Consider the following 9,516-nt stretch of genomic DNA (forward strand, 5'->3'; position numbering starts at 1 on the left):
GCTTAACTTCGAAGAGCCGCTATGCCCGGGTGGCACCCGTCACGCGTACCAGCCGGCGTAGATGGTCGCTGTAGACCGCATCGAGCCCGTATCCGGCTAGCCGGGTCAGTGTGGTTGTTCGTTGCGCATCCCACCCGAACACGGCGATACCCAGGTTGTGGAGAACACCGACGATGCCGGCCCGGGGCGGGGTCCATTCACGCGCGCGCAGGTTGAGGGCGGTGACTCCGACGGCCCGGAGTTCATCGCCGTACGCGGTCATTCCGCCACCGGCGACGATATCGCGGATCGACGTCGAGTTCACCAGCCGGACATCGTCATCCAGCGGTCGGTATTTCGCGAGGTCCGTGAGCCCGCCGCACAGCCACAGCCGCCTCGCCGCCTCGCCGCCACCGGCCTCGCGGGCGACGGCGGCGACGGCCGCAGCCGCGTCCGCCCAACTGCCTGGCGGGCCCTTCAGGTCAAGACTGAACTCGAAGGACGTACCCAGCTCCGCGTAGAACTCCGCGAGGGTCGGCAGCCACCCCGGCAGGCGGTCGGCGGTCAGGTCGGGAATCCGCCGACGCCGCCCGGGCGGGCCGAACACACCGTCATGATGCAGGACCGGAACGCCGTCGGCGGTGAGCCAGACGTCCGACTCCAGCCCACTCGCCCCGCCGGCCAGGGCACGACGGAACGCGGGCAGGGAGTTCTCCCGCTGGCCGGGGGCGGGAGAACCACGATGCGCAAAACCGATCATGAAGAGCCGTTGAACGACTGCAGCGCGACGTCGTGGAGATGCCCGTTGGTGGTGAGCACCGTGCCGTGTCCCGGTCCCCGGCGTCCGCCCAGGTCGGTGAACCGGCCGCCGGCCTCCTCGACGATGACCTGGAGCGCGGCCATGTCCCAGAGCGACACCTCGGGTTCGCAGGCGAGGTCCACGGCGCCCTCGGCCACCATCATGTGTGACCAGAAGTCGCCGTAGGCGCGGGTCCGCCAGACCTGGCCGGCGAGGTGGAGGAACTCCTCCAGCCGGTCGGCGGTCTGCCAGCCCTCGACGGAGGCGAAGGACAGGAAGGCGTCACCCAGGCTGGTGACCGAGGAGACCTTCAGGGCACGGGTGTCGCCGGTGGCGTCGCGAGTGAAGGCACCGGTGCCCCGGGCTCCCCACCACCGTCGGCTCATCGCCGGGGCGCTCGCGACCCCGACGACCATCTCGTCGTCCACCTCGAGCCCGAGCAGGGTGCCCCAGACGGGCACGCCGCGCACGAAGTTCTTGGTGCCGTCGACGGGGTCCAGGATCCAGCGCCGGCGGGCGCCCGATCCGACGAGACCCTCCTCCTCGCCGAGCACGGCGTCGCCCGGCCGGGCCACAGCGAGCCGTTCGCGGATCATGGACTCGACGGCGGTGTCGGCGTCGGAGACCGGGGTGTTGTCCGGCTTCGACTCGACATGCAGGTCTACTGCCTGGAATCGGGAAAGAGTGATCCGGTCGGCGGCGTCCGCGAGGCTGAGCGCGAGGGCCAGATCGTCGGCGATGGCGACGGTGTCGGAGTCCGCGGTCGGTTCGATGCTCACGGAGGTGGGGTTAGGCGGGGTCACGCCTGCGAGACTACGAGCTGAGCCCCACCGCGCGTCGGTGGTCCCGGGCGGCGGGCACCGGGTGGCGGGGTGAGTGTGACTAATCTCCCGATCTATTGCGATCAAGGCGATGCTCCGCGGGCGCCGAGCAGCCGGCGCAGGCTCGCCAGCCGGGCAGCGTCGGCATGGCCGTCCCGCACCGCCGAGTCCAGGGCGCAGTCGGGGGACGGCGCCAGGTGCTCGCATCCGGGCTGACAGTGCGCGGCGGCCGCGGCGAGGTCCTCGAAGGCCCGCAGCACCCGCTCCGGGGACACCGCGCCGAGCCCGAACGACCGGACACCCGGGGTGTCTACAACAGTGCCCCCCTGGGGCAGCAGCAGTGCGACAGCGGCCGACGAGGTGTGCCGGCCGCGGCCGGTCACGGCGTTGACCTCGCCGATCGCCCGGTCCGCCGCCGGCACTAGCCGGTTCACCAGGGTGGACTTGCCGACCCCGCTGTGCCCGAACAGCACACTGACCCGATTGGTCAGCAGCTCCAGCAGCGCGTGCAGGTCCCCACCGGGGCGCGTGGTCACGACGGGGAGCCCGAGCGGGCGGTACAGCTCGACCAGCGGTGCCGGATCCGCGAGATCCGTCTTGGTCAGGCACAGGACCGGGGAGAGCCCGCCGTCGTAGGCGGCGACCAGGCACCGGTCGATCAGGCCGGGCCGCGGCGGCGGATCGGTGACCGCGCAGACGATGACCAGGACGTCGGCGTTCGCGACGATCGGGCGTTCCACCGGATCGCTGTCGTCGGGGGTGCGCCGCAGGACGCTCGTGCGTTCCTCGCGGCGGACGATGCGCGCCAGGAGGCCCGCCGCCCCGGAGACATCCCCCACGAGGGCCACCCGGTCACCGACTATCACGGAGGTCCGGCGCATCGACCCACCGCGCACGGCCGCGACCAGACGGTCGGCCATCGCGTCGAGTCGGCAGGTGTACCGGCCGCGGTCGACACCCACCACTACCGCCACAACCGCCTCGGCATGGTCGGGCCGGTCCCGGGTCCGGGGGCGCGATCCCCGGCCCGGCCGGACCCGGACGTCGTCCTCGTCCAGCTCGCGGGCCATCGGACTAGCCGCCGGCGCCGTCGGTCGGACCCGGGGGGCCGCCGGCCCGGCCCGGGGGGCGTCGCGTCGCGCCGCTCATCGGGCCAGCATCGCCGTCCACATCCGGGGGAAGTCCGGCACCGTCTTGCCGGTCGTCGCGATGTCGTCGATGACGATCCCGGGCACCACGAGGCCGACCACCGCGTAGGCCATCGCCAGCCGGTGATCGGCGTGCGGGTCGAGCCGGGCGCCGTGCAGGGGCGCCGGACTGATCGCCAGCCCGTCGTCGGTGACGGTGACCCGTGCGCCCAGGCGACCGAGTTCGAGGGCCAGGGCGGCCAGCCGGTCGGTCTCCTGCAGCCGCAGGTGCGCGATGCCCCGTAGCCGTGACGGCGAGTCGGCGAGCACGGCGAGCGCGGTCAGCGTCGGAGCGGCCTCCCCGAAGTCGGACAGATCGACGTCGATCCCGTGGACGGCGCCGCCACCGGTGATCTCCAGGCCCGCCGGCGTGCGCCGGGCCGTGCCTCCCATCGCCACCAGCAGATCGGGCAGCAGCCGGCCGGGCTGCTCGGTCGACTCCGGCCAGTCCGGGATCACCACCCGCCCGCCGGTGGCGACCGCCGCCGCGAGGAAGGCCGCCGCGCTGTTCATGTCCGGTTCGATGGTCCGGTCCGCGGCGGTCGGCCTGCCCGGTTCGACGCGCCAGCGCCGGGTGCCCGCCACCGGGCCGGCTGCGGGGGAGCGCACGGCGTCGACCTCGACCGTGGCGCCGGCGGCCCGTAGATCCGCGACGGTCATGTCCAGGTAGGGAGCCGATGGCAGCCGGGACCCGCGGTGGACGACCGTCACCCCGGTGTCGTAGCGCGGGGAGGCGAGGAGCAGCCCCGAGACAAGCTGGCTGGAGTGGGAGGCATCCACGATCACCTCGCCGCCGCGCAGCCGCCCTCGGCCGTGCACGGTAAAGGGCATTCGGTCGCCGTCGATCTCGGCGCCGAGCTCGCGCAGCGCGCCGAGCAGCGGGGTGAGTGGGCGCTCGCGCATCCGCGCGTCTCCGTCAAAGACGACATCGCCGCGGGTCAGCGTGGCCAGCGCCGGGGTGAAGCGCGCCACGGTGCCCGCGTTTCCGCACTCCGCGCGCGCGGCGGGTGCGGCGCTCGGCATCGGGTGGCCGTGGACGACCCAGTCGGGCCCCTCGGTGGATACCTCGGTACCCAACGTCCTCAGCACCCCGGCCATCAGCAGGGTGTCGCGGGAGCGCAGCGCGCCCCGCAGCCGGGAGGTTCCATTCGCCAGCGCGGCGAGCACGAGTGCCCGGTTCGTGCCGGACTTCGAGCCGGGCACCGCGACGACGGCCTCGACCGGTTGCCGTGCGAGTGGAGCCGGCCACGGATCGGACTGCGTTCCGGTGGCTTCGGTACCCGTCAGGATGCTCACCATGACAGCATGCCGGACGACGGCCCGGGTCAACCGCGTCCTCGCGACATGCGCCGGCCGGCACCCGATTCCCGCCGGTCGGGTCGGGTGCCGGTCGGGTCGGGCGGGCGCGGCGGGAGGCCGGGTGGCGACGAGAAGATCCTTTGAGCGTGCCTATCCGTCGTGCGGCGCGGTGGTGGTGGCCGACCTGGTCCGTCGCGGTGAGATCGCCGCGCAGGAGGCCGTCGATGCCGCGTTCGCCCGCCTGCGCGCGGTGGACGGCGTCCTGCGGGCCTTCACCGAGCTCTGGCCGGAGGAAGCCGGGCGCACGGCCAGCGCGGTGCAACGCGCCCTGGCTCGCGGTGCGGACCTGCCCCTCGCCGGCGTGCCCGTCGCCGTCAAGGCAGGGGAGGGCGTCGACGCCCCCGTGACCCAGAAGCTGATCGCGGCGGGAGCGGTCGCGATCGGAATGACCGTGGTACCGGTGCGGGCCGCGCACGTCTGGCAGACCTGGGGCCACACCAGCCGTGGCCCGACCGTCAACCCGTGGCGGGTCGACCGCGTCCCGGGCGGATCGTCGGCCGGCTCGGCCGCGGCGGTGGCGGCGGGGATCGTCCCGCTCGCCACGGCCAGCGACGGCGCCGGCTCCACCCGCCTCCCGGCGGCCTGGTGTGGAGTGGTCGGCCTCAAACCCACGAACGGACGGCTGCCTACCCGGAACCCGGCCGGGTTCACCGTGCCCGGTCCGATCACCCGGACGGTCGCGGACGCCCAGGCCTGGCTGGAGGTGGTCCTCGGCGACCCCGGGTCGCGCCCCGCGGCCGGCCCGCGCGGCGCGGATCGCGTGCCGGGTGCCGCCTGGTCAGCGACGCTCGGATTCGCCACCCCCGAGCCGGAGGTGGTGGCGGTCAGCCGCGCCGCCGCCGAGCGTCTCGTCCGCGCCGGTGCGCTGACCTGGCGTGCGGTCCCCGTCGAGCTGGAGGATCCGGAGGAGGCGTGGACGGCGCTGCGGGCGACCACCGCGGCCACGGCCACCGCGGTCACGACGGCCACTGCCCCGGTGGACCGCGGCCGCCGTGACCGGAGCAGCGCGGCGTCGCGGGAGGACAACGACGCCCGGCTCGCGGCCATCCTGGCCCGGGTCGATCTGATCATCACGCCCACTACGCCGAACCGGCCGCATCCGCACAGCGGCCCAGGCCAGACCCGGAGTGTGAGCCTCACCTGGGCGTTCAACCTCAGCGGCCACCCCGCGGTGAGCGTCCCCGCCGGATTCACCGACGACGGCTGCCCGGTTGGCCTCCAGATCGTCGGCCGGCACGGGGACGAGGCCCGGCTCCTGGGAATCGCGGCCGCCCTCGAACGCCTCGCCCCCTGGCCCGCATGGACCGACCGTCGCGCCGGATTTTAGGCGGACCGGCGGGCCGAGGCGATGAGATGGATGCCGATGGACTCACCCTCACGCTCGGCGGAGAGTTCCACCTCCGTGCGTACCAGGGTGGGGAAGCACGAGACGTCCTCGGCGACCGCACGCTTGACCGCCTCTGCGGAGAGCACGGTGCGCGGGCGGATCCAGTCCACGTCGAGCCCTGCGCTGGTCAGCAGCGCCCGAAGTTCCTCAGGCCAGAAACACCGGGTGATCGTTCCGTCTTCCGCCGGCACGAGCACCACGTCCGCCCGCGGGACGTCGGACAGCTCCGCCCAGCGGTGCTGTTCGGCGAGCCGGGCGAGCCCGAGCAGCAGGGAGTCGACGCAGAGCAGCAGCTGGCCGCCCGGCCGCAGCATCCGGTGGATCTCCTCCAGGATGGTCTCGGTGGCGAGGCAGAACGACAGCGCCCGAGCCTCGGCGAGGACGGCGTCGAAGGAACCGGGAGCGAACCAGTCCAGCGAGCGGGCGTCTCCCACCACCGGCAGAAGCGTCCCGGGACCGCTCCCCGGATCGGGCGGCAGGGCGCTGGTGACCACCCGGACGACCTGATGGCCGGTGCTCACCATCTGGCGGGCGAAGCGGGCCCGCGGGCCGGAGACGTCGAGCACCCGCGTGGGCCGGGACGGCAGCCATTCGCGGAGCTGGACCGCCGCGACCTCTTCGTAGAACGCCCAGTATGGGTCGTCACTGTTGGCTGGAGCCTCGCAGACCAGGGTGTTCGCTCGTCCGCGAGACGGACCCGGATCGGCGTCGGGGCCAGGCGGCATGAAACGTTCCTACCCTTCGAGGGGCGATGATGCGAGGTAAGTCACACACTCAAGGCGGAAGTCTGACAGATTCCAGGCTCGACCACGTCGTGTCCTTCCCCGTTCGCGCGGATAGATGCGCGCCGGATTCGCCGTCCACCGCCGCCGGCCCCGGGCAGGTCCCGGGTGATGGACCGCCCACAGCTGTGGACGGCGGGCGGCTGCTGGTGGTTCCCGGCACGACGGAGTCGACGGTGCTCTTCCTGCACGGAGCCGGGACTGGCACGGACACGCCGCTTTTCGTACAACTTGCGGCATATCTCACCTCTGTCGGGGTGCAGGTGGCGCGGCTGGAGATGCCGTACCGCGTCGCCGGACGGCGGGCGCCGGACCGGCCGGCCCGGCTCGACGCGGTCGCGATCGCCGCGGTCGGGGCGCTGGGCCCACCGCGCCTGTTGGCCTTCGCCGGCGCCTCGATGGGATCGTGGGTAGCCGTGCGGGTCGCGGCCGGGCTCGAGGCGTGCGGCGTGCTCGCCCTCGGCTTCCCGCTCCAGCCACCGGGAACCACGCCGGCAGGCAGAACCAGGCCGTCGAGGCAGGACGAACTTGACGGCGCGGGCGTCCCGGTGCTCGTCGTCCAGGGCGAGCGGGACTCCTTCGGGCGACCGGTGCCCGATCCGGAGCTCGGCCGCGAGGTCCATCTCGTCGCGGGAGCCGACCACTCCTTCCGGACCCGCCGACAGGATGCGCGTCCGCCCGGCGAGGCCGTGGCCGAAGCGGCCCGGGCCGGCGCATTCTGGCTGCGGGGCCGGCTGCGGGAATCATCCGCGGGCTGACCCGGTTGTGCGGGCAGTCAGCCGACAGTTAACCGGCAGCCCGACGACGTCGTGGAGGCTTCATGACTCCTGGGAGCAGCACCGGCCGGCGGTCCGCGCAGTCGCGGACCGCCGCCGCCTGGCCTTTGCCGAGCGTCGCGCCGATGCGCGCCCCGGCTTTGGCCGGGGTATCGTCCGCTCTGGAAGGACGGTCGCATGTCGCCCGGTCAGGTGTGGTGGACGCGGGGCGGGCCGCCGGGGAGCATGACGGTGAGGAAGTGATCCTGGTCGACGAGACCACCGAGGAGCGAGGCGCCCGTTTCGAGCAGGACGCCCTTCCCTACCTCGACCAGTTGTATGCGGCAGCCCTGCGCATGACCCGTAATCCCGCTGACGCGGAGGATCTCGTGCAGGAGACCTTCGTCAAGGCGTTCGCGGCCTTCCACCAGTTTCAGGCGGGCACGAATCTTAAGGCCTGGCTCTACCGGATTCTGACGAACACGTTCATCAACACGTACCGCAAGCGGCAGCGCCAGCCGCTGCAGAGCCCCACCGAGCAGGTGGAGGACTGGCAGCTCGCCGAGGCGGGGTCGCATACGTCCAGTGGGCTCAAGAGCGCGGAGACCGAGGCGTTGGAACACCTGCCGGACAGCGATATCAAGGACGCCCTGCAGGCACTGCCCGAGGACTTCCGCATGGCGGTGTACCTCGCCGACGTCGAGGGCTTCGCCTACAAGGAGATCGCGGAGATCATGGGTACGCCGATCGGGACCGTGATGTCCCGGTTGCACCGCGGTCGCCGGGGTCTGCGGAAGTCCTTGGAGAAGTATGCCTTGGACCGTGGGCTCGTGGCGGCCGGTTCCGCCGACGGCGAGGGCGGTGCGTCGTGAGCTGCGGCGGTCCACACGAGATCGATTGCCGGAAAGTACTCGACGCGGTCTTTCTGTATCTCGACGGTGAGTGTGAGGGCGGGCAGCAGAATCTGATTCGGGCCCACCTTGACGAATGCTCTCCCTGCCTGCGCGAGTTCGGGGTGGAGCACGAGGTGAAGATGCTCGTCGCCCGCAAGTGCGGCGGGGAGCGGGCGCCCGAGTCGCTGCGGGCGAGCCTGCTCGCCCGGCTGCGGGCCGTCCGGGTGGAGATCGACGCCGCCGAGTACCGGCCGGAGTAGCTGGGGCCGGGTGGAGCATCGGGCTACCTGGGGGCGGGCCGTGGCAGCCACGGCCCGCCGGGTGGCTCAGGTGTTCGGGCGCTTGCCGTGGTTGGCCTTGTTCTTCGCCCGTGCGCGCCGCTTGCGCTTCTTCTTCGCCATCAGGAATCTTCCTCCGTTCCGCTTCGACGTGCAGTCATCGTGCCAGTCCGCGCCGACGGGAGGTGACCGGCGGGTCCGTCGAGGCCCTCGTCCTCGTCGGCGTCGCCGAACCCGTCCGGTGAGCCATCGCCGAGGTTCCCGCGGGCCGGGGACTGCACCGCCCTGGCATGGCGGCGGGCCTGCAACGTGCGCCACGCCCGCACGGGGGCTATCGCTCCGAACAGTCCCAGCGCCGCGGCGATCGCCACGTCGCCGACGCTGACGACCGCGGGCGTCCAGGGCAGGGGCAGCGGGATGATGTCACTGAGCAGGCGCAGGGTCGTACCGTCCCCGGCCGGCGTGTGAAATGCCGAGGCCAGGATGTCGGAGATCGGTACACCGGCGCGGTCGGCCCCCCACCGCGACACCGGCATCTGGCCGCCGTTCGCGGTGATGACGGCGGCGTTGGAGATGAGACCGGTGACCAGGAGACCGAGTCCGGGCAGGCGGTTGTTCGCGCTGGCGAACAGGGCTGTGACCACGGCGGCCGCGATCCACGCCGGGCCGTGCAGGGCGGGCACGAGTCGGCCGATCGCGAGCACCAGGACCGCCGCGGCGACCAGCCATGGTCGGGAGACATGGATGCGGGCGAGGGCGCCGAGAGTTCCGCCGTGGGCGAGGCCGACGCCCAGACCGCATAGCAGGGTCAGCACCAGAAGTACGAGCACATGCGTAGTGTGCGGCGTTATGAGCGACAGTCCCAGCACCGGGCGGTCGCGTCGTCTCAGCGTGCCGGCCCGGATACATCCGGGGCCCAGGGACGTTGGTCGGACAGCCTCGGCACACTACGCTCTTGCCAGATTCACCGCCGCTGAAGGGAGCCTGATGGCCGAGGAAGTCCGCGCTGAGATGGTGGCCAACGTCTGGAAGGTCGTCGTCGGTGTGGGAGACCCGGTGAGCGCTGGTGACGCCCTGGTGATCCTCGACTCCATGAAGATGGAGATCCCCGTGATCAGCGAGGACGGCGGGACGGTCGCCCGGATCGCGGTGCAGGAGGGCGACGTCGTCCAGGACGGTGACCTGATCGCCGTGGTCGAGCCGCTCCCCACCGCCTGATCGTCCTTGTCCGGCGGGATAGCGGCTGAGGGATCCGATGCCTCAGGCGATGTCCTAA

Annotated in this window: 12 protein-coding genes; 5 read left to right on the top strand and 7 right to left on the bottom strand. The window is 72.5% G+C overall.

Features of this window, described 5'->3' with window-relative positions:
* Positions 1-19 precede the first annotated feature (19 nt).
* The 4 genes from AC08OQ_RS10705 to aroA all read right to left on the bottom strand — a co-directional run bounded on the left by AC08OQ_RS10705 (position 20) and on the right by aroA (position 4,085).
* Positions 20-739, bottom strand: coding sequence for a glycerophosphodiester phosphodiesterase (locus AC08OQ_RS10705; RefSeq protein ID WP_476601413.1), 720 nt, complete (start codon positions 737-739; stop codon positions 20-22).
* The gene (hisN, locus tag AC08OQ_RS10710; protein ID WP_462186211.1) at positions 736-1,581 is read right to left on the bottom strand and encodes a histidinol-phosphatase; all 846 of its coding nucleotides are present in this window, start codon (positions 1,579-1,581) and stop codon (positions 736-738) included. The genes AC08OQ_RS10705 and hisN overlap by 4 nt, the downstream gene beginning before the upstream one ends.
* A gap of 101 nt (positions 1,582-1,682) precedes the next feature.
* Positions 1,683-2,669, bottom strand: coding sequence for a ribosome small subunit-dependent GTPase A (gene rsgA / locus AC08OQ_RS10715; protein WP_476601412.1), 987 nt, complete (start codon positions 2,667-2,669; stop codon positions 1,683-1,685).
* Between the two features lie 75 nt (positions 2,670-2,744).
* On the bottom strand, positions 2,745-4,085 hold the full coding sequence (aroA, locus tag AC08OQ_RS10720) for a 3-phosphoshikimate 1-carboxyvinyltransferase (protein ID WP_476601414.1): 1,341 nt from the start codon (positions 4,083-4,085) through the stop codon (positions 2,745-2,747).
* Between aroA and AC08OQ_RS10725 the strand changes: the two genes are divergently transcribed.
* Positions 4,084-5,472 carry an amidase gene (locus tag AC08OQ_RS10725; RefSeq protein ID WP_476605405.1) on the top strand — a complete coding sequence of 463 codons (1,389 nt, stop codon included), beginning with the start codon at positions 4,084-4,086 and terminating at the stop codon, positions 5,470-5,472. The two genes, aroA and AC08OQ_RS10725, sit on opposite strands and share 2 nt — an antisense overlap.
* On the opposite strand, the gene AC08OQ_RS10730 is transcribed toward AC08OQ_RS10725, so the two are convergent.
* Positions 5,469-6,257 carry a methyltransferase domain-containing protein gene (locus AC08OQ_RS10730; RefSeq protein WP_476601410.1) on the bottom strand — a complete coding sequence of 263 codons (789 nt, stop codon included), beginning with the start codon at positions 6,255-6,257 and terminating at the stop codon, positions 5,469-5,471. The two genes, AC08OQ_RS10725 and AC08OQ_RS10730, sit on opposite strands and share 4 nt — an antisense overlap.
* Before the next feature lie 185 nt (positions 6,258-6,442).
* On the opposite strand from AC08OQ_RS10730, the gene AC08OQ_RS10735 reads away from it, so the two are divergent.
* From AC08OQ_RS10735 to rsrA, 3 genes are all read left to right on the top strand, one after another.
* Positions 6,443-7,072, top strand: coding sequence for an alpha/beta hydrolase family protein (locus tag AC08OQ_RS10735; protein ID WP_476601409.1), 630 nt, complete (start codon positions 6,443-6,445; stop codon positions 7,070-7,072).
* A 62-nt stretch (positions 7,073-7,134) separates the two neighbouring features.
* Complete coding sequence (locus AC08OQ_RS10740; RefSeq protein WP_462186217.1) at positions 7,135-7,941, top strand: sigma-70 family RNA polymerase sigma factor; 807 nt, start codon at positions 7,135-7,137, stop codon at positions 7,939-7,941.
* On the top strand, positions 7,938-8,222 hold the full coding sequence (rsrA, locus tag AC08OQ_RS10745; RefSeq protein WP_462186218.1) for a mycothiol system anti-sigma-R factor: 285 nt from the start codon (positions 7,938-7,940) through the stop codon (positions 8,220-8,222). The genes AC08OQ_RS10740 and rsrA overlap by 4 nt, the downstream gene beginning before the upstream one ends.
* 66 nt (positions 8,223-8,288) lie before the next feature.
* Here the strand turns inward: rsrA and AC08OQ_RS10750 are convergent, their stop codons facing one another.
* Together AC08OQ_RS10750 and AC08OQ_RS10755 are read right to left on the bottom strand one after the other, a co-directional pair.
* Positions 8,289-8,363 (bottom strand): 50S ribosomal protein bL37, encoded by a 75-nt coding sequence (locus AC08OQ_RS10750; protein WP_369807823.1) that lies wholly within the window; start codon positions 8,361-8,363, stop codon positions 8,289-8,291.
* Positions 8,363-9,109, bottom strand: coding sequence for a DUF5317 domain-containing protein (locus AC08OQ_RS10755; RefSeq protein WP_476601408.1), 747 nt, complete (start codon positions 9,107-9,109; stop codon positions 8,363-8,365). Before AC08OQ_RS10755 ends, AC08OQ_RS10750 begins: the two co-directional genes overlap by 1 nt.
* 118 nt (positions 9,110-9,227) lie before the next feature.
* Between AC08OQ_RS10755 and AC08OQ_RS10760 the strand changes: the two genes are divergently transcribed.
* Entirely contained in the window at positions 9,228-9,458 is a 231-nt protein-coding gene (locus AC08OQ_RS10760; protein ID WP_462186220.1) for a biotin/lipoyl-binding carrier protein, read from the top strand.
* The last annotated feature ends 58 nt before the right edge of the window (positions 9,459-9,516 follow it).

This window comes from Frankia sp. CcCS3 (genome assembly GCF_977927575.1).